The 19,281-nt window shown below is 69.2% G+C and carries 18 protein-coding genes; 13 read left to right on the top strand and 5 right to left on the bottom strand.

All coding sequences use genetic code 11. From position 1 onward, the window contains the following. Nucleotides 1-116 precede the first annotated feature (116 nt). From fliF to DTQ71_RS13560, 5 genes are all read left to right on the top strand, one after another. Nucleotides 117-1,772 (top strand): flagellar basal-body MS-ring/collar protein FliF, encoded by a 1,656-nt coding sequence (gene fliF / locus DTQ71_RS13580; protein WP_245947524.1) that lies wholly within the window; start codon nt 117-119, stop codon nt 1,770-1,772. A 131-nt stretch (nt 1,773-1,903) separates the two neighbouring features. Continuing rightward, nucleotides 1,904-2,365, top strand: coding sequence for a hypothetical protein (locus tag DTQ71_RS13575; protein ID WP_146204859.1), 462 nt, complete (start codon nt 1,904-1,906; stop codon nt 2,363-2,365). Continuing rightward, nucleotides 2,358-2,621 (top strand): FliM/FliN family flagellar motor switch protein, encoded by a 264-nt coding sequence (locus tag DTQ71_RS13570; protein WP_109564845.1) that lies wholly within the window; start codon nt 2,358-2,360, stop codon nt 2,619-2,621. Before DTQ71_RS13575 ends, DTQ71_RS13570 begins: the two co-directional genes overlap by 8 nt. Next, a complete protein-coding gene (fliP, locus tag DTQ71_RS13565; RefSeq protein ID WP_109564844.1) occupies nt 2,621-3,343 on the top strand; it encodes a flagellar type III secretion system pore protein FliP in 723 nt (240 codons plus the stop codon). Before DTQ71_RS13570 ends, fliP begins: the two co-directional genes overlap by 1 nt. A 12-nt stretch (nt 3,344-3,355) precedes the next feature. Then, entirely contained in the window at nt 3,356-4,093 is a 738-nt protein-coding gene (locus DTQ71_RS13560; protein ID WP_109564843.1) for a hypothetical protein, read from the top strand. Nucleotides 4,094-4,216: 123 nt separating this feature from the next. Here the strand turns inward: DTQ71_RS13560 and ettA are convergent, their stop codons facing one another. The 3 genes from ettA to DTQ71_RS13545 form a co-directional block, all read right to left on the bottom strand. Next, nucleotides 4,217-5,872 carry an energy-dependent translational throttle protein EttA gene (gene ettA, locus DTQ71_RS13555; protein ID WP_109564842.1) on the bottom strand — a complete coding sequence of 552 codons (1,656 nt, stop codon included), beginning with the start codon at nt 5,870-5,872 and terminating at the stop codon, nt 4,217-4,219. Nucleotides 5,873-5,971: 99 nt separating this feature from the next. Continuing rightward, nucleotides 5,972-6,244, bottom strand: coding sequence for a hypothetical protein (locus tag DTQ71_RS13550; RefSeq protein ID WP_245947522.1), 273 nt, complete (start codon nt 6,242-6,244; stop codon nt 5,972-5,974). A 95-nt stretch (nt 6,245-6,339) separates the two neighbouring features. Further along, complete coding sequence (locus DTQ71_RS13545; RefSeq protein ID WP_109564841.1) at nt 6,340-6,960, bottom strand: TetR/AcrR family transcriptional regulator; 621 nt, start codon at nt 6,958-6,960, stop codon at nt 6,340-6,342. Nucleotides 6,961-7,178: 218 nt separating this feature from the next. Between DTQ71_RS13545 and DTQ71_RS13540 the strand changes: the two genes are divergently transcribed. After that, nucleotides 7,179-7,778: a nicotinate-nucleotide adenylyltransferase gene (locus tag DTQ71_RS13540; RefSeq protein ID WP_109564840.1), complete on the top strand. Its 600-nt coding sequence runs from the start codon at nt 7,179-7,181 to the stop codon at nt 7,776-7,778. Between the two features lie 14 nt (nt 7,779-7,792). Here the strand turns inward: DTQ71_RS13540 and DTQ71_RS13535 are convergent, their stop codons facing one another. After that, entirely contained in the window at nt 7,793-8,632 is an 840-nt protein-coding gene (locus DTQ71_RS13535; protein WP_245947520.1) for a DMT family transporter, read from the bottom strand. A 104-nt stretch (nt 8,633-8,736) separates the two neighbouring features. Here DTQ71_RS13535 and dacB point away from each other — a divergent pair, with 104 nt between their 5' ends. From dacB to DTQ71_RS13515, 4 genes are read left to right on the top strand one after another with little or no spacing between them, the layout of a single operon-like run. After that, a complete protein-coding gene (gene dacB / locus DTQ71_RS13530) occupies nt 8,737-10,191 on the top strand; it encodes a D-alanyl-D-alanine carboxypeptidase/D-alanyl-D-alanine endopeptidase (protein WP_109564839.1) in 1,455 nt (484 codons plus the stop codon). Then, nucleotides 10,188-10,649 carry a tRNA (cytidine(34)-2'-O)-methyltransferase gene (locus DTQ71_RS13525; protein ID WP_109564838.1) on the top strand — a complete coding sequence of 154 codons (462 nt, stop codon included), beginning with the start codon at nt 10,188-10,190 and terminating at the stop codon, nt 10,647-10,649. The genes dacB and DTQ71_RS13525 overlap by 4 nt, the downstream gene beginning before the upstream one ends. Nucleotides 10,650-10,676: 27 nt before the next feature. Continuing rightward, nucleotides 10,677-11,225: a hemerythrin domain-containing protein gene (locus tag DTQ71_RS13520; protein ID WP_109564837.1), complete on the top strand. Its 549-nt coding sequence runs from the start codon at nt 10,677-10,679 to the stop codon at nt 11,223-11,225. Then, complete coding sequence (locus DTQ71_RS13515) at nt 11,222-11,686, top strand: DUF427 domain-containing protein (RefSeq protein WP_109564836.1); 465 nt, start codon at nt 11,222-11,224, stop codon at nt 11,684-11,686. Before DTQ71_RS13520 ends, DTQ71_RS13515 begins: the two co-directional genes overlap by 4 nt. A gap of 3 nt (nt 11,687-11,689) precedes the next feature. On the opposite strand, the gene DTQ71_RS13510 is transcribed toward DTQ71_RS13515, so the two are convergent. Next, nucleotides 11,690-12,394 carry a hypothetical protein gene (locus DTQ71_RS13510; protein WP_109564835.1) on the bottom strand — a complete coding sequence of 235 codons (705 nt, stop codon included), beginning with the start codon at nt 12,392-12,394 and terminating at the stop codon, nt 11,690-11,692. 277 nt (nt 12,395-12,671) lie between these two features. Here DTQ71_RS13510 and DTQ71_RS13505 point away from each other — a divergent pair, with 277 nt between their 5' ends. The 3 genes from DTQ71_RS13505 (at nt 12,672) to DTQ71_RS13495 (ending at nt 18,695) form a co-directional block, all read left to right on the top strand. Further along, nucleotides 12,672-13,829 carry an efflux RND transporter periplasmic adaptor subunit gene (locus DTQ71_RS13505; protein ID WP_245947518.1) on the top strand — a complete coding sequence of 386 codons (1,158 nt, stop codon included), beginning with the start codon at nt 12,672-12,674 and terminating at the stop codon, nt 13,827-13,829. Beyond that, the gene (locus DTQ71_RS13500; RefSeq protein ID WP_109564834.1) at nt 13,829-16,990 is read left to right on the top strand and encodes an efflux RND transporter permease subunit; all 3,162 of its coding nucleotides are present in this window, start codon (nt 13,829-13,831) and stop codon (nt 16,988-16,990) included. The genes DTQ71_RS13505 and DTQ71_RS13500 overlap by 1 nt, the downstream gene beginning before the upstream one ends. Before the next feature lie 166 nt (nt 16,991-17,156). Further along, the gene (locus DTQ71_RS13495; protein WP_109564833.1) at nt 17,157-18,695 is read left to right on the top strand and encodes a glycosyltransferase family 2 protein; all 1,539 of its coding nucleotides are present in this window, start codon (nt 17,157-17,159) and stop codon (nt 18,693-18,695) included. Nucleotides 18,696-19,281: the final 586 nt, after the last annotated feature.

The following is a 19,281-nucleotide window of genomic DNA, read 5'->3' as shown; positions in this document are numbered from 1 at the left end:
TGTAGGGTCCTCCTAACCGACCGGCGGCTAACCGATTATTAATGGGAATCTGAAATCTCTTCGCTCGGGCCCAGAATGGGGCTGCTGTCCTGGAGGATGGGATTTTGGAGAATGTCGTGGCCTATTGGCAGGGTCGGGATCTGCGGAAAGTGGCCGTACTCGTTGTCGCGACGGTGGCCACCTTTGTCTCTGTGCTCTTGCTTGCCCGGATGGCCACGGCGCCCGGGATGGATCTGCTATATGCGCGGCTCGACCCTGCCGCCGCCGGTGAGGTGGTCGCCGCGCTGGAGGCTCGTGGTGTCACCCATGAGGTGCGGGGCGATGCGATCTATGTCACGTCGCCGGAACGCGACGCGCTGCGCCTGCAACTCGCTGGCGAAGGACTGCCGCGGGCAGATGGCGTGGGCTATGAGCTTCTCGACGGGCTTTCGGGCTTCGGCACCACGAGCCAGATGTTCGACGCCGCTTATTGGCGGGCCCGCGAGGGGGAGCTGACCCGCACGATTCTGGCCGCCGACGGGGTCAAGGCGGCGCGCGTCCACGTGGCCACCGCCGATGCGTCCCCTTTCTCGCGGGAGCGGGAGGCATCCGCCTCCGTCACCCTGGAGATGCGGTCGGGCGCCGTGGGCGCGACGCTGGCGCGTTCGGTGCAATCGCTGGTCGCGGGCGCCGTCCCGAACCTAGAACCCGAAGGCGTGACCGTGATCGATTCGGGCACTGGCCGGGTGGTCAGCGGCGACACCCAAAGCGCGGAGCGCGATGCGCAAACCGCCCGGGCCGCCGAGATGCGCGCCGCCGTCGAGAACATTCTCGCGGCCCGCGTGGGCGAAGGGCGCTATGTCGTAGAACTGGCCGTCGAGACTCGCGAAGACCGCGAGGTGATCACGGAGCGGCGCCTCGATCCCGAAAGCCGCGTGGTGCTGTCCACCGACACCGAGGAACGGACCTCTAGCGAGACGGGGACTGGCGCGGGTGTGACCGTCGCCTCGAACCTGCCGGACGGGGACGCGGCGGGGACGAATGAAAACCAGGCCCAGAACGCGGAAACGCGGGAGCGCGTGAATTACGACTTCTCCGCGACCGAGCGGCAAATCGAGCGGGCCCCTGGCAGCGTCGAGCGCATCACCGTGGCCGTCATGGTCGATGGCCTCCGCGCGGTGGGCGCGGACGGCGGTCAGACCTGGTCTCCCCGCTCCCAGGAGGAACTCGCGACCCTGCAAGAGTTGGTGCAATCGGCGGTGGGCTTCCGCGTGGAGCGGGGCGATGTCGTCACCGTCCACTCGATGGAATTCGATCTGCCGCCCGAGGTCGCCGCCGCGCCCGCGCTCGCCTTGCCCTGGCTGACCGGAGGGGATGCGACGCGGCTGGGGCTGGGGGCGCTCCTGGCGCTGGTGGCACTGGGCGTGCTCGCCTTCCTGGTGCGGCCGACGATCAAGGGGTTGCTGATGCCCCAGGCGCTCCGCGCCCCGGCAGATGCGCCAGACGCGGCCGCGGCGCTTCCGGGTCCCGACCCCCTCGAACTGCCTGATCCGATGATGGCGCCCTTTCCTGAGATGCACGGTGCCATGGAAGATGAAGCCTTGCCGGATCTCTCGCAACTCGATGCCTTGCCTGACTTTTCCGAAGGCGGCATGGGCGCGCGCGGTCTCTCCGACGGGGCGGAGGACGACCCGGTCGAGCGCTTGCGCCAACTGATCGCCGAGCGGCAGGAGGAGACGATCGAAGTGCTGCGCGGCTGGATGGATGCCACCCCCGAGGATGCGCGCCGATGAGCGTTCCGCTGGAGGATTTCGGTCGTCGGCCCGAGGGTAAGAAACCGCCTGCCGCGGTGTCCGCCCCGATCGAGGACGCCGAGACGGATGCGACCTATGATCGGGCATATAACGCCGGCTGGGATGATGCGATGGCCCAGGTCGATGCCGAGCAGGGACGCCTCGGCGACCGGCTGCGTGACCGCCTTGAGGCGCTCGAGATCGCGCAGGCGGATGCAATGCGCAGTTCGGTTTCCGCGCTTGAGCCGGTCTTGCACGAAATCTTCGACAAGCTGCTGCCGCGTGCCGTCGAACGGGGCTTCCTAGGCGTCCTGATGGAGGAGGTCGGAACGCTCGCCGCCGATGAAGCAGGCCGGTTCACCATTCAGGTCGCCCCGGAAGAGGCGCCGCGCGTGACCCGCCTGCTGGCGCGCGCGGATCTTGCCCCGAATCGCGTGACAGTTCGGCCGGAGCCCGCTCTTGCGCTCTCGCAGGCGCTGATCCGCTGGGAGGCAAACGAGCGACGCATCGACCTAGAATCGGTTCTCGGCGCGCTCGACGACGCGCTCGAAAGCTTCCTCGACACCCTCGCCCCGGAGGACGAATATGACTGACGCCGCCACCAATGCCCTCTCCCGTGTCCCTGTCGAGATCACCATCTCGGTCGGGCGCGCCCACCCCACCGTCTCCGAGCTTCTGTCGCTCAAGCGCGATGCGGTTCTGCCGCTGGATCGTGGCGTGGACGACCCGGTGGAACTCTATGCGGGCGACCGCCTGATCGCGCGAGGTCACCTCCAGGAGGTGGAGGGTGAGGCGGATCGCCTGGCTGTCCGCCTGACCGAGGTCATCGACCCGGAAGGCGGCACCTGATGCGGCGCCCGTCCTGGGCGCTGCTCGCGGTCGGCCTGGCGCTGATCCCCACGGCGGCGCTTGCGCAAGACACGGGGGGGCTGGAGGCGCTGTTCACCGATGAGGGGTCGCTGACGCTGCGCACCATGCAGCTGATCGCCTTGCTGACCGTGCTCAGTCTCGCGCCGGGCATCGCCATCACCGTCACCTGCTTCCCCTTCATCGTCACCGTGCTCTCGATCCTGCGCCAAGCCATCGGATTGCAGGCCTCTCCGCCCAATATGCTGATCGTCAGTCTCGCGATGTTCCTGACCTATTTCGTGATGGAACCGGTCTTCGTCGCCGCCTGGCAGGAGGGGTTGCGCCCGCTGAGCGAGGGGAATCTCACGCCCGAGGCGGCCTTTGCCGCGACGCTGGCGCCTTTCCAGGGCTTCATGGCGGCGCGCGTCGACCCGGAGACGCTGGAGCATCTGCGCGCCCTGCGGCCCGATGCGGCGGGCGACAACCTGTCGGTCCTGGTGCCGTCCTTCCTGCTTTCTGAGATCAGCCGCGCGTTCCAGATCGGCTTTCTCGTGTTCATGCCCTTCCTCATCATCGACATGGTCGCGGCGGCGGTCCTGATGTCGATGGGCATGATGATGGTGCCGCCGGCCATCGTCTCGCTTCCGTTCAAGCTGGCCTTCTTCGTCGTCGTCGACGGCTGGACGCTGGTCGCGGGCGCGCTCGTTCAATCCTACGGCTGAAAAGGGGACGTCATGTTGAAGCCCAAGCCCGCGACCGCGGCGACGCCAAGCGAAGACAGTGCCCGGGACGCGGCGCGCGCGCTCCTGTCGATGCTGGAGACGGGAGCGGGGGCGCCCGCCTCCGGCACCGTGCCCGAGGCGCAGATGCGCCGCTTGGCGCGCGATCTCATCTCTCAGGTCGAGCGACGCCCGCCTCCCGGCCCCGCGGAGACGCCCACTTCTGCGCCGGCGCGGCGCACACTCTTCAGCCGGATTGCTCCTTTGGCCGCGTCCATGAAGGCGTCCGATGCCAGGGCCGATCCCGCTCCCGCGCCGGATCCCAGGCCAGATCGCGAGCCGACTGCGGTGTCGGCGCCGGAGCCGCCCCGCGTCGAGGCGCCGCCCCCCGAGCGGCGCGCGCCGCTGGCCCCTGCGTCAGAGCGGCGGGTGGCAGCGCCCCCCGTCGAACGCGCAGGCTGGGCCTATCCGGCCACGACCGCGCCGTCCCCACAGGGGTTGCCGTCAAGGCTGGTCGTATCCACCCGGTCCCGGCGCCAGGCCGTGGCTCCGGTGACGTTACCGCTGGAACAGGTGCGAAAGCTCGCGCTGCAAGGCATCGCGATGGGGGAAGCGGAGCATCCCGCGATCATCGCTCTCACGCTCCAGGGGCAAGCCCCGCTGGAGCAGGCCGCCGCGCTGCGCGCCTTGCCCCGGGGGCAGGCCCGCGCCGTGCACCGGGCGTTGCGGATGCTTGGGCCGGCAGGAGCGTGACGCGGCCATATCTGGCCGCGCCGCCCTCGGGTCTCTCCTCTGGACAAGCTGCGGCCCACCCGACGGTCCGCGCAGGCCCCCAGGCCAGCCGCGGGCTTTCGTTGGGGCGCGCGGCGCAGAGCGTCAGCGCGTGAACTTCTTGTATTTCACGCGTGTCGGCTCCAGCGCGTCGGGGCCAAGGCGCCGGGCCTTATCCTCTTCATAGGCTTCGAAATTGCCTTCGAACCACTCGACATGGGCTTCGCCCTCGAAGGCGAGGATGTGGGTGCAGAGGCGGTCGAGGAAGAAGCGGTCGTGGGAGATCACCACGGCGCAGCCCGCGAAATCGGCGATGGCGTCCTCCAGGGCGCGCAGGGTCTCCACGTCCAGGTCGTTGGTCGGCTCGTCGAGCAGCAGGACGTTGCCGCCCTCCTTCAGGAGACGGGCCATGTGGACACGGTTGCGCTCCCCGCCCGACAGCAGGCCGACCTTCTTCTGCTGGTCGCCGCCCTTGAAGTTGAACGACCCGCAGTAGGCGCGGGAGTTCACCTCGGCATCGCCCAGCTTGATCAGCTCGGCGCCGCCCGAGATCGCCTCCCAGACGGTGTCGTCGGGGTTCAGGTCGTCGCGGGACTGGTCGACATAGCTGAGCTTGACGGTGTCGCCGTATTCGATCGTGCCCTCGTCCGGCTGCTCCTGCCCGGTCAGCATTCGGAACAGGGTCGACTTGCCCGCGCCGTTGGGGCCGATCACACCGACAATGCCGCCGGGCGGCAGGGCGAAGGACAGATCCTCGATCAGCAACCGGTCGCCATAGGCCTTCTTGAGCCCGTTCACCTCGATCACCTTGGAGCCGAGGCGCGGGCCGTTCGGGATCACGATCTGGGCCTTGCCGACGCGCTCGCGCTCGGATTGCGACGCCATCTGCTCATAGGCGTTGATCCGGGCCTTGGACTTGGCCTGCCGCGCCTTGGCGCCGGAGCGGATCCATTCCAACTCGCGCGCCAGGGTCTTCTGGCGGGACTTGTCCTCCTTGGCTTCCTGCTCCAGCCGCTTGGCCTTCTGCTCCAGCCAGGAGGAATAGTTGCCCTCCCACGGCACGCCGCGGCCGCGGTCCAACTCCAGGATCCAGCTGGTGATATCGTCCAGGAAGTAACGGTCGTGGGTGACGATCAGGCAGGTGCCCTTGTAGTCGATCAGGTGGCGCTGGAGCCAGGCGATGGTCTCGGCGTCCAGGTGGTTCGTCGGCTCGTCGAGCAGCAGCATGTCGGGCGCTTCCAGCAGCAGCTTGCAGAGCGCGACGCGGCGGCGCTCGCCGCCCGAGAGGTCGGCGGGGTTGGCGTCGTCGGGCGGGCAGCGCAGCGCCTCCATGGCGATGTCGATCTGCGCGTCGAGATCCCACAGCCCCTGGCTGTCGATCTCGTCCTGGAGCGCGGCCATCTCGTCGGCCGTCTCGTCCGAGTAGTTCATCGCCAGCTCGTTGAAGCGGTCGAGCTTGGCCTTCTTTTCGGCAACGCCGAGCATGACGTTCTCGCGCACAGTGAGCGAGTCGTCGAGCACCGGTTCCTGCGGGAGGTAGCCGACCTTGGCGCCTTCGGCGGCCCAGGCCTCGCCGGAGAAATCCTTGTCCTGGCCGGCCATGATCCGCATCAGGGTCGATTTGCCGGTGCCGTTGACGCCGACGACGCCGATCTTGACGCCGGGCAGAAAGCTCAGCCGGATGTTCTCGAAGACCTTCTTGCCGCCGCCATAGGTCTTGGACACCCCGTCCATGTGGTAGACGTATTGATAGCTCGCCATGTCGTCCTCCGCGCGGTTTGGGCGTCCCTTAGCGCGGGGTCCGGACAGGCGAAAGGGGGCGTGGCCCGCCCCCTCCGGCTTGGATTTCGTCGTGGCGGGTCAGGCCGCCTTGTCGGCGCCGGTCTGGGCCAGGCGCGGGGTGCGGGGCTCGGGCTTCGGGTCGCGGTCGGCGGCGAGGCGGGCGTCGAAGCGATACTTGACGAAATTCACCAGGCTGATCGTCAGCATCAGAACGGCGATGGCCCAATAGCCCTTGGTCGCCAGCGGCACATCGACCGACAGCCAGAGCGAGGCGCCCAGCATGACATAGGCAAGGAGCACGCCGAAGAAGTTCAGCGAGGTGATGAGGCGGGTGTCGTCGGTGCGGGTCATGGTCGGGTCCCTTTGCGTTTCACATTATGAACAATGTTCATGAAATAGGTATGCGGGAGGCGCTCGAGTCGGTCAAGCAAAAAAATGAACGTCGTTCAGGTGGCGCCGGGTCGCGTCGCCGAGGTGATGATGTAGCGGATCATGTCCGACAGCCGGTCCTGCCCCACGGCCGAGATGCGCCGCTCCAGTCCCAGGAGCGTGATGCCGTGGATCGAGGAGAAGAGCGCGCGGGTGCGGACCCGGATTTCCTCGGGCGGGAGGTCGGGGAAGACTTCGGCCAGCGGCGCGTCGATGATCGCCAGCAGCCGGTCGAGCGCGGCGAGATACCACTCGGGAACGTCGCCATCCACGCGCATGTTCACGTCGAAGAGCGCGCGCCACAGAAGCGGGTTCTCGGTGGCGTAGGCGAGATAGGCTTCCGACATGACGATCATGCGTTCGGCCGGATCGGCCTCGGCGTGCTTGGCGACGGCGGCGGTGACCTGGGCGCCCAGCGCGCGGAAGGTCTCGCCGTTCACGGCCAGCACCAGGTCGTCGAGATCGCCGAAGACGTTGTAGATCGCCCCGACCGAACAGCCCGCCTCGGCCGCCAGGCTCCGCGCCTTGAGCGCGCCCAGCCCCTCGGCGGCGATGCGGGCCGTGGCCAATTCGATCAGGCGGGCCCGCAGGGCGGCGCGCCGGTCGGCGGTGGCGGGGCGGGTCTCGGACCCGGTCATGGGCAGGCTCCTGACGAGGGAGGGCGGCGGCCGTCGGCCGACACCCCCAGCGGTGGCGCTGTCCGAGCGCGCCGGGGCTCTGCCCCGGACCCCGGAGTATTTCCGGCCAGAAGAAGGGAGGGCCGCGTCTTCAGGCGTCTGGAGGTCATAGGCGCGGGGGCGGGCGGCGTCCAGCCGGGGCTTGCGCCGGCGCGATGCTCGGGCGATGGCTGCACGCGATGCGCCAGGGCTTTCCACTCGCGGTGCCGGGGCAGGTGGTGGGCCTGCTCGGCGGGTCTTTCGACCCGGCCCATGCGGGCCATGTCCACATCACCCGCGAGGCGCTGCGCCGCTTCGGGCTTGACCGGGTGTGGTGGCTGGTCTCGCCCGGCAATCCGCTGAAGGCGCGCGGCCCCGCGCCGCTGGACCGGCGGTTGGAGCGCGCGCGCGAGACGATGCGCCACCCGCGCGTGGCGGTCACCGATATCGAGGCCCAGTTGGGCCTGCGTTATACCGCGCAGACGATCCGCGCGCTCAGGCGGCATTATCCGGGCGTGCATTTCGTCTGGCTGATGGGGGCCGACAATCTTGCGCAGCTGCATCGCTGGGAGGATTGGCGTAGCATCATGGAGGCGGTGCCGGTCGGTGTCCTGGCGCGTCCGGGTGACCGGATCGCCGCGCGCATGTCCCGTGCCGCTCGTGTCTATCGCCAGGATCGGGTGCCCGCCGCCGAGGCGCATCGCCTGGGGCGGATGCGCCCGCCGGCTTGGGCTTTCGTCAATGTGCCCATGCATGGGGCGTCCTCGACGGCGATCCGAGCGGGGGGCGGTTGGGGGTAGGATGGCCCCTCGGCTCAGCGCTTCAGCAGGACCGTGCCGATGCCCGCGGCCATCAGGATCGCGAGGCCGGTCAGGGCCAGTGGGTTCGGGAATGTCCCGAAGACGGTCCAGCCCAGCATTGTGGCGGAGATCAGCTGGAAATAGACGAACGGGGCCAGCACGGTCGCATCCGCCCGCCGGTAGGCTACTACCAGGAGCAAGTTGCCCGAGGCCGAGGCCACGCCCGAAAAGATCACCAGCGCCGTGACCGTCGCGTGGAACTCCGGCACCTGCCAGGCGCCCAGCGGCGCCAGTAGCAGCGTGCCGAGCGCCGTCTGGGTCAACATCAGCTGCCGCGGCGGGGCCAGGTCCGACAGGTAGCGCGACATGGTCAGGTAGCTGCCGTAGAACAGCCCGGCCAGCACCGCGATCCACAGGCCCACGCCCCCCGTCCCGGGCTGCACGACCAGCAGGACGCCCCCGAACCCGGCCATCAGAAACACCGTCTGAAAGCGCGTCACCCGCTCCCCGAGCAGCAGCACCGACAGGACATAGCTGAAGATCGGACCGACGAAGAAGGCGCCGAAGACGGTGGCCATGGGCTCGGTCCGCAGCGCCGTGACCATGCAGGCGATGCCGCCCGCGACGAACCCGGCCCGGAGCCAGACGCGCCAGTCGCGATAGAGCCGCCACTCGACACGAAACCCCGCGAAGGCCAGGATCATCAGCGCCCCCACGCCAAACCGGCTGAAGGCCACGAAGAACGGCGCCACGCCATGCTCGGTCGTCAGCAGCTTGGCCGCCGTGTCCCCCATGGGGATCAGCGACATGGCGACGAACATCAGCGCGACCGAGAGGAGTAATCCGCGGTTCATGCCAGAGCCGCTATCACCCCGGCGGCGGGCCGCCCAGAGCGGGCTTTTCTTCGCTCGCCGCGGCAGGCATCAAGGGACGGAGCGATGACGGAACGAGGTCCGACATGCTGAGGCGATCCTTCCTGGTCACGGGGGCTGCTCTGGCCGCGCTCCCCGCTTGTGCCAACGCCCCCGAGCGTTCGATGCGCGTGGCCCCGCGGCCCAATGACATTCTGGCCCGCTCGGCGCCCGAGGCGGTGGCCCTGGTGGCCGAAGCGGGGCTGGTCGGCAAGGTCGGCTTCGCGGTCGCAGATGCCAATACCGGCGAGGTGCTGGAGGTGCTGAACCCGATCCGTCCCCAGCCCCCCGCCTCGGTCGCCAAGGCGGTCACGGCGCTCTACGCACTGGAGACGCTGGGCGCGGGCCACCGGTTCGAGACGCGGCTGGTGGCGACGGGGCCGATCCGGGGCGGGCGGCTGAACGGCGATCTTGTGCTGGTGGGCGGGGGCGATCCGGCGCTCGACACCGATGGGCTGAACGCGCTTGCCGCCGGCGCGCGCGCGGCGGGCCTCACGGAGGTGGGCGGGCGGCTCTTGGTGGCCGACGGCGCGCTGCCTAGCTTTGCGCGGATCGATCGCACGCAGCCGGATCACGTGAGCTACAACCCCGCCGTGGGCGCCGTAAACGTGAACTTCAATCGCGTCCATTTCGGCTGGAAGCGCAATGGCAGCGGCTATGCCACCTCGCTCGATGCCCGAACCAATCGATTCCGCCCGGACGTGTCGAGCTCCCGCATCCGTGTCGCCGACCGCTCCTTGCCGGTCTACACCTATGCGCGGGAGGGCGCGGTCGACAGCTGGACGGTGGCGCGGGGACAGCTGGGCTCGAACGGCTCGCGCTGGCTGCCGGTGCGCAATCCGGCGGTCTATGCGGGCGACGTGCTGCGCTCGATGCTGCGGGCCAACGGGATCAGCGCGCCCGCCGCGGGGCGGGTGGCGACGGCGCCGGCGGGCACCGTCCTCGCGCGCGAGCAGGGGGCGGAGCTGACGCGGGTCGCCCGCTCCATGCTGCGCTATTCGAACAATCTCACGGCGGAGGTGCTGGGCCTCACCGCGACGGTGGATCGCGGGATCCGGCCCCCCACGCTCGATGCTTCGGCGGATGTGATGTCGGCCTGGCTGGCGGAGCGTGCCCGGACGCGGCGGGCCGATTTCGACGACCATTCGGGGCTGAACGCGACCACGCGCATCTCGGCCGCCGACATGGTCACGATGCTGACCGCCCGCGGCGCGATGGCCCGCCTGCGCCCCATTCTCAAGGAGATGGTCATCGAGGGCGACGCGCGCATCCCGGTGCAGGCCAAGACCGGCACGCTCAACTTCGTTTCGGGGCTGGGCGGCTATTTCAACGCGCGCTCGGGGCGGCCGCTGGCCTTCGCGACCTTCTGCGCCGATCTCGACCGCCGGAACGGCCTGTCCCTGGCGGAGCGGGAGCGGCCGCCGGGCGGGCGCGACTGGGCGCGGCGGGCGCGGAGCCTGCAATTCGACCTGATCGAGCGCTGGGAGCGGGTCCACGCGTGACCCCCGGTCCGGCGCTCGTCCTCTATCAGCCCGAGATCCCGGGCAATACCGGCACGATCGGGCGCACCTGCGTGGCGCTCGATCTCGATCTGTGCCTGATCCGGCCCTACGGGTTCGAGCTGTCGGACAAGACGGTGCGGCGGGCGGGGCTCGATTACTGGAAGCATGTGCGCCTGCATGAATTCGACGATTGGGACGATTTTCTCGCCCGCCGCGCGCCCCGGCCCGAGTCGCTGTTCCTGCTGGAGGAGTTCGGCGCCGAGAGCGCCTATGACGCCGACTATCCCGCCGATGTTCATCTGGTCTTCGGACGCGAGACGACGGGCCTGCCCCCGGAGGTTCTGGCGGGGCGCCGCACCCTGCGCCTGCCGATGCGTTCGCCGCATATCCGCTCGCTCAACCTCGCCAACGCGGCGACGGCGGCGGCCTATCTGGCCCTGCGCGGGCGGCTGGATTAGGGGGCGGTCCCGCCCTATCTGCCGCCCATGACCGATCTCTCTCTCGACACCCGCGACAGCCTGCCCGAGGCGCTGCGCGCCCTGGTGGGCGGCCCCGCGCGCCCCGACTGGGCCTCCCATCCCGAATTCGGACCGCTCACGCAGTTCTGGCTGGAACGCCACATGATGTTCCGAAAGCTGCTGGAGCAGATCCGCGCCGACGCGACCGCCCGCGCCGATGGCAAGATCGCGCCCGAGGCCTATGACCGGCTGCTGATGCAGCGCGGCGGCCTGTTTCTGAACGAGCTCAACGGCCATCACGGGATCGAGGACCAGGTCTACTTCCCCAAGATGGTGGCCGCCGCGCCACAAGTGGCGCGTGCCTTCGAGCTGCTCGATGCCGATCACCACGAGCTTCACGAGGAGATCGAGGGCTTTGCCGCCGACGCCAACGCGCTGCTCCGCCGGCAGGCGGGGGCGGCGGCGCTGGAGGCGCGGATGGACAAGATGGCGCGCTTTCTCGACCGCCACCTGACCGACGAAGAGGATGTCGTGGTCCCCGTGATCCTGCGCGTCGGGGAGCGGCACCTGGGATGACGCCCGAGACCGTCCAGGACTATCCCCGCCCTCCGGCGCTGGAGGCGGTCCCGCACCGTCTCCAGGTCTGGCTGGGCGGGGAGCGGATCGTCGATACCGACCGGGCGCTGCGCGTGCTGGAGACCCATCACGCGCCCACCTACTACATCCCGCGCGACGCCATCGCGGCCAAACTGACCCCAGCGCGCGGCAGCAGCTTCTGCGAGTGGAAGGGCGCGGCCCGCTATTGGACGCTGGAGGCCGGGGGCACCGTCGCGCCGCGCTGCGCCTGGGATTATCCCAGCCCTACCGCGCGCTTTGCCGATCTGCGCGATCATCTGGCCATCTATGCCCATGCGATGGACGAGGCGCGGGTCGGCGGCGAGGTCGTCACCCCCCAGCCCGGCAATTTCTACGGCGGCTGGGTCACGTCCAACCTGCGCGGCCGGATCAAGGGCGCGCCGGGGACCGAGGGGTGGTAGTGGTCAGAACTGCCGCGTCCAGCCCAGGCGAAGCAGCCGCTCGCCGGTATTCTTGAAGGTGACGCCCAGCCGGGCCGCGCCGATCTCGCCCAGCTTGTATTCCATCGTGGGGGCGAAGGCGGTGAAGAGGTCATCGACCTCCCGCTCGGCGAAGAGGCCCAGTTCGAGTGTTACACGGTCGGTGGGTTTGACGCCGACCACATAGGCCGCGTTCAGCCGCACGGGCCGGGCACCGCCCAGCGTCGCGCGCAGATCGACGGTGGTCCAGCCCGCTCCGAGCCGGGTCTCCAGCGGGCGCCCGAGCGTGAGCCCGGCGGCGAAGCGGAGCGGCATGGCGCCGTCTTCCTCGATATCCGGGCCAGCGCCGATCTCGACCGCAAGCAGCCAGGGCTCCATCCAGCCGGGCCGGCGGGCCCGCGCTTCGGGCGAAGAGAAGACCGGCGCGCGCAGGAAGACACGGACGCGCCCATCGACCGGATCGTCCGGGCCGCCGAGCGCCAGCGGGGCCACATGGCCACCCGTGTCGAGGCCGAAGGTCAGATCGCGCGGCAGTCCGGTCTCGAAATAGAGGCTGGTCCAGCCGTCCCCGTTCCCCTCATGGCCGACAAAGACATAGGTCTCGCCCTGGGGGCGGGGCCACGGACCTGCCAGCGCCGGGGACAGTCCGAGCAGCAGAAGGGTCGTCGCCAGGAGGAGCCGCGCGCGCATGGGCCCATCAGGCCGGATTCGCGGTTAAAGAACCGTTAAGGCCGCCTGGCGCGCCACGCCGAGCGGACGCCTGTCGGCGGGTTGGAGCGCGTGGGGCAGACCGACGATCTCGGCCCGGTCGCGTCCGACACGAAACTGGATCGGACCGGGGCGGAAGCCATGCGCGATTGGGCACAGGCCGTCTCACCGGGGCGCGACAATTGCGCCCGACCGTTTTCGCGCGGCGTCCGTTTCCACCCGCGCGCTACGGGCTAACTGGTGCCGGTAAGAGGTATCCATGACCATGAGACTGCATATCATCGGAGTAGCGATCGCGCTGGGTCTGGGATTGGGCCTGACGTCAGCGGTCCAGGCACAGCGCGGCCCGGCGGCCGTCGGCGTCGAGACCGTCGAGTTCCGCCCCTTCGCCGAGACGGTCCCCGTCTTTGCCGAGGTCGTGGCCGCGCGGAACGGCACCGTCGCCGCCCGCGTCTCCGGCAGCGTCGCGACCGTCGAAGTGGCCGAAGGGGAGCTGATCGAGGCGGGCGCGCCGATCGTCCGGCTGGACCGGGAGTTGCTGTCGATCCTCCTGAGCCGGGCCGAGGCCGAGGTCGCCGTGGCGCGGGCCGGGCTGGAAGGCGGGCGCGTGCGGGCCGATACCGCCCGCACCGCCTTCGAGCGGATCGAAGCGCTGCGCGACACCAGTGCCTTTTCGGACAGCCGGTTCGACGATGCGCGCGGCCAGCTCCTGGAAGCCGAAAGCCGGATCGCCGAAGCCGAGGCCCGTCTCGCCGTGGCTCAGGCCGTCCGGGCCGAGGCGGAGTATAACCTCGACCGGACCACCATCTTGGCGCCCTTCGACGGCACCGTGCTGGAGGTGCTCGTGACCCCCGGGGAGGTCCTGCCGATCGGCGCGCCGGTCGTGCGTCTGCTCGATACGTCAACGCTGGAGATCGAGGCGGCGGTGCCGTCTCAATATGTCGATCTGCTCGAACCGGGGATGACGGTGACCGCCCGTGCCGAGGACGGCGTCGCGTTCGAGGTCGCGGTGCGGGCCCTCGTGCCCATCGAGACGGCGGCCACGCGGACGCGTCCGGTGCGCTTCGCGTCGCCGGAATTGGCGCAGGCCCGCACGACCGCGTTGGGGCAATCGATCACCGTGCTGATCCCCGTCGGCGCCGCGCGCGATTTGCTGACCGTGCCCAAGGACGCCCTGGTGCAGGCGCGGGGCGGATGGACCGTCTTTGCCGTCGTCGATGGCGTCGCCCAGCCGCGGACCGTCGAGATCGGACTCGCCGCCGACGACCGGTTCGAGGTCGTTTCGGGCCTCGCCGAGGGCGACATCGTCGTGGTGCGCGGCAATGAGCGGCTGCGCCCTGGGCAGGAAGTGCAGGCCATGGGGCAGGGCAATGGCCCCCCCGGTGGCGGCCAGGCGCGCCAGGCGGCGTCGAACTGATGGACCCGATCCGCCTCGCCATCGACCGCCCCATCGCGGTCGTCGCCGCGGTCATCATGGCCGTGCTTTTCGGCCTGCTCGCGGTCAGCCGCATCCCGATCCAGCTCGCCCCCGATGTGCGCAAGCCCATCGTGGTCGTCGCCACGTCCTGGCCCGGCGCCGCGCCCGCCGAAGTCGAGCGCGAAATCGTCAACCCGCAGGAAGAGGCGTTGCGCGGGCTGGAGGGGTTGGAGCTGATGACCTCCCGTTCCCGCACGGGACAGGCCGAGGTCACGCTGGAGTTCCAGATCGGCACCGACATGACCGAGACGCTGCTCCTGGTCTCCAACCGGCTGGACCGCGTGTCGAGCTATCCCTCCGAGGCAGGGGAGCCGTCGCTCGACACCTCCGGGGCCGATGACAGCGCCATCGCCTGGGTGATCCTGCGCGCGGCGGAGGGCAATACACGCTTCCTGCCCACTTATGGCGACTTTCTGGAGGACGTGGTCCAGGATCGGCTGGAACGGATCGAGGGCGTCTCGGCTGTCAATGTCTTCGGCGGCGTGACGCGCGAGCTTCAGATCGTGGTCGATCCGCGCCGCATGGCCAATTTCGGCCTGACCGTGCCCGATATCGTCGCGACGCTCAGGCGCGAGAACATCTCGCTCTCGGCGGGCGACGTGGAAGAGGGCAAGCGCCGCTATGTCGTGCGCGCCGAGGGTAATCTTAACACGGTCGAAGCGATCGGCTCGGTCGTCTTGCGCTCCGAGGCGGGCGGCGGGGCGACCGGGCGGCTCAGGGTGTCCGACATCGCCGACGTCTCTTTCGCCTACCAGGATCCCGGGGCGCGGCTGCGCTTTCGCGGCGAGCCGGGGCTGGCCTTCAACATCGTCCGCGAGCCGGGCGCGAATGTCATCGAGACCATGGAGGAGGTCCGCCGCACCCTGGCCGAGCTAGAGGCCGGGCCGGTCGCCGATCAGGGCCTGGAGATGCGTCAGGTCTACGACGAGACGGTCTATATCCAGGGCGCCATCGATCTGGTGATCCAGAACATCTGGATCGGCGGGGTGCTGGCCGCCACGATCCTGATGCTGTTCCTGCGATCTCCCCGGGCGACGCTGGTCGTGACGCTGGCGATTCCCGTCTCCATCGTGGCGACCTTCGTGGCCATGGCGGCGACGGGGCGAACGCTTAACGTCATCTCGCTCGCCGGGATCGCCTTTGCGGTGGGGATGATCGTCGACGCGGCCATTGTTGTGCTCGAAAACATCTATCGCCTGCGCGAACAGGGCAAAAGCCGGCGCGAGGCGGCCTATCACGGGGCCAAGCAGGTCTGGGGCGCGATCCTGGTCTCAGCGCTGACGACGGTGCTGGTCTTCGTCCCGATCCTCGTCATGCAACTCGAAGCCGGGCAGCTTTTCCGCGACATTGCGGTGGCGATCTCGGTCTCGGTGCTGCTGTCGCTGGTGGTGGCCGTCACGGTGATCCCGGCACTGGCGTCGCGGCTCCTCAAGAGCGGCACGCAGAGCACGATGCGGCTTTGGGGGATCGACCATCTGGGCGCGGCGTTCCGCGCCTCGGTCATGGCCTATGTTCGGATGACGGTGCGCTACCGGCGCATCGGTCTGGTGATGGTGGCGGTGATCGCGGGTGGCGCCGGGGTGGCCAGCTGGACTTATCTGCCGCGGCTCGACTACCTGCCCGAGGGCAACCGCAACCTCGTCTTCGGCCTCATCATCCCGCCACCGGGCTACAATCTCGACACGACCGAGACCATTGCCCAGCGGATCGAAGCGGTCGCCCAGCCGCTCTGGGAGGCCGCGCCGGACACTGAGACCGCCGACGGCTCGCCCGCCATCGACAGCTTCTTTTTCGTGGCCACGCCGGGCAATTCTTTCGTCGGCGCCGCCACTGTCGACGGGGCGCGGGCAGGGGAGCTGATCCCGATCCTGTCCCGTCCGATCTTCTCCGAGCCGGGCACCTTCGGCTTCATGACCCAGCCCTCGCTCTTCGGGCGCGGTGTGGGCGGCGGGCGCACGATCGAGCTCAACGTCTCGGGCCAGGACCTGGACCAGATCCTGGCCGTAGCCGGTCAGGCGGCGGGCACCGTCGCGGGGCTGCTTCCGCGCTCCGAGGGGCATCAGTTCCGGCCCATCCCGGGGCTGGAGCTGGGTGCGCCCGAGGTGCGGCTGATCCCGGATCGTCTGCGCCTCGCCGATGCGGGGCTCGACAGCTCTGCCCTGGCGGACACGGTCGACGCCTTCAATGACGGGTTGCGCGTGGCCGAGATTACGGTCGGCGCGGAGCGGCTGAACCTCGTGCTCAAGGGCGACCCGGAGCTGCGCGCGGGCCAGCGCACCCAAGATGTCGGCCGCTATCCGGTCGTCACCCCCTCGGGCGAGATCGTTCCCGTCTCGGCCCTGGCCCAGGTGGTCGTGACCGCCGGCCCGACCGAGATCCGCCATCGCGACCGCCTGCGCACCGTTACGCTGGAGGTCCGCCCCTCCGACGCGCTGCCGCTGGAGGCGGCGGTCGAACTTCTCCAGACCGAGGTGATCGCGCCGCTGGAGGCGCAGGGTCTGCCCGACGGCGTGCGCCTGTCCGTGACCGGCACCGCCGACCAGCTGAGCCAGACCTGGAACGCGATCCAGATCAACCTCGCCGTCGCCCTGGTCATCGTCTTCCTGGTCATGGCGATCCTGTTCGAAAGCTTCGTCCTGCCGCTGGTGATCCTGATTTCGGTGCCGGTCGCGGCGGCGGGGGGCGTCGGGGGACTGGCACTGCTGAACCTCTACCAGACGCAGCCGCTCGACATGCTCACGCTGCTGGGCTTCGTGATCCTGATCGGCATCGTGGTGAACAACGCCATCCTGATCGTGCACCAGTCCCTTTATCACCTGCGCGAAGACCGCATGACGCCGATCGACGCCATCGAGGAGGCGACGCGCAACCGCATCCGTCCGATCTTCATGTCGACGCTGACCTCGATCTTCGGGATGCTGCCGCTGGTCGTCTTCCCCGGCGAGGGCTCGGAACTCTATCGTGGTCTCGGCGCGGTGGTGGTCGGTGGCCTGTCCATGTCGGCCTTCCTGACGCTGCTCACCGTCCCGCCGCTCCTGCGGATCTGCCTGCGCGCGCCCGTCGAGGAGGAAGACATGCCCGCCGCCGCCCCGGCGGAGTGAGCGGGGCGTTGCCGACTCCCTGACAATTCCGAACTCCCGCCGCAATTTCCCACGGATCGGGCGTCATACCGGCTCCGGCGGCGGGAGCGGTTCGGATGGCAACACGGCAGCAGGAGACAGCGTGCGAAACCCCGCATCGGGCGATCCTTCATTTGGGGGGTGCGTGATGCGCGCCAACGCTCGCCGCGCGATGGAGCACTTGCCCAAGGCGGGGCGCGGCGCCGAGGTCGGGACGAATGCCGGCCACTGGACCGCAGGGCTGGCCCGCATCGCCGCCCCGCGCACCCTGATCCTGATCGACCCCTGGGCCGAAGATGCCGCCCGCGATGCCCGCCCCCACGCCTTCACCGCCCCCGAGGCCGAGCGCGATGCCGCGCTGGCTCAGGTTCGCGCCGCCCATCCCGAGGCCAGGATTCTCCGCACGACCTCGGACCGCGTGCTGCCGCGCCTGCCGGACGGGTCGCTTGACTGGATCTGGCTCGACGGCGGGAAGCACCCGGACACGATCCGCGCCGACCTGGCCGAAGCCGTTCGCGTCGTCCGCCCGGGCGGCACCATCGCCGGCGGCGGCTGGCATTGGGGCAAGGAGCTCGGCCGGCCGGTCCGCCACCATGTCCGCGCCCTGGCGACGCGCCTGCCGGGCGCGAGGCTCGATCAGAACGGCCAGTTCTGGGCGCTGATCCTGCCTGAGCAGGTCGCGCTGGTCCCCCCGCCGGCGGGCCCGCGCTTCCTGATCGTGACGACGATGAAGAACGAGATCCCCTATATCCTCGAATGGATTGCCCATCACCGCGCCATCGGCTTCACCGATTTTCTCGTCTTCACCAACGATTGCGAGGACGGGACCGACCTGCTGCTCGACCGGCTCCAGGCACGGGGCCTTCTGACGCATCAGCCCAACACGGTGCTCAAGCGCGGGCCGCACAAATCGGCGCTCTATTGGGCGCGCGAGCATGTCCTGTTCCACGAGGCCGATTGGATCCTGATCTCGGACGTGGACGAATTCGTGAACGTGCGCTCCGGCGACCGCATGATCCAGAGCCTGCTGCGCGATCTCGGCCCCGACACCGATGTGGTCAGCTTTCCCTGGAAGGTCTTCGGCAATGACGGGGTGACGGAGATCGAGGACATGCCCGTGACCCGCCGCTTCACCATCTGCGAACCGGTGCCCAAGCGCGGCGGGCGCCGGATGCGCGACGTGAAGACCCTGTTTCGCAAGCGCGAGGCGATGCGGCATTTCGGGCTGCACCGGCCGCGCCTCAAGGATGAGTGGCAGGATCGTATCGTCTGGCGGAGCCCCTCCGGCGCGGACATCTCAGGCGAGATGAACGGGACGACCCGGTGGACCATGCCTTGGGATGGCTGCGCCGACACCGCCTATATGCACCACTATCCGCTACGCTCCCGCGAGGCCTATCTGATCAAGAAACATCGCGGGCGGGCGAACCATACGGATGATGAGCTGGGGCTCGACTACTGGCGGAAGTGGAACCTCTCGGGCGGACGCGACGAGAGCCTCGTCGCGGGGGTGCCGGGCTTCGCCGAGGCGCTGGCGGCGCTGCGCGAAGACCGGCAGACACGGACGCTCCACCGTCAGGGTCTGGCTTGGCACCGCGCGCAAGCCAAGCAGCTGTTGCGCGACCCGCGCTATGCCGCGCTCTGGGAGGCGCTTGGCGCGGAGCACGGCGGGCCGCCTGAGGGGTGAAATCGATCCGCAAACCCGACTTCGGGCGCATCAATCTTTGCTAATTCATCGAATTGTTAAAACATTTTAGATCAATCCGGCCATAATCTCGCCACGGAAAGACGGTAAAAAAACCGCATGTTGTTGTGTGGAGTGGTGCTGTGAATATCTGTTTTGAGAGCGCTAAGGTTGGCACATTCTGTCTAGGAAATGCGGTCGCCTCGTTGACCGGCGGGGAACTTCATGCGGGGCATCTCGGCCTCGGTATCCTCGGGCTGATCGCCGTCGGGATCGCGATTTTCATCTTGCGAAATCCCGCTTGATCTCAAGCACCGCGCCCCCGCCCGGGCCGGTGGGCTTGGACGGGGGCGCATGCGCGGGGCGCTGCCGGGGAGAGAGAGACCAGGCGCGCGCCGCGTGTCCCGCGCGGGCGGGGGGCAAGCCCGCGCAGGCGTTTAGCGGATCACTCGTCTTCGAGGCCTTCCGCGCGGATCTGGGCGTGGATGTCGGCCCCGTAGGCCGGCGTGCCCGAGATCAGCGTCGCGCCGACCTGGCCGCGGATGTCGTCCTGGGTCTCGAAGTCGGCGTTGAAGTGGGCGAAGACCGC

The sequence above is a fragment of the Jannaschia seohaensis genome, assembly GCF_900116765.1.
In the GTDB taxonomy this organism is placed as follows: Bacteria; Pseudomonadota; Alphaproteobacteria; order Rhodobacterales; family Rhodobacteraceae; genus Jannaschia; species Jannaschia seohaensis.
This window is presented reverse-complemented; position numbering and strand designations above follow the sequence as displayed.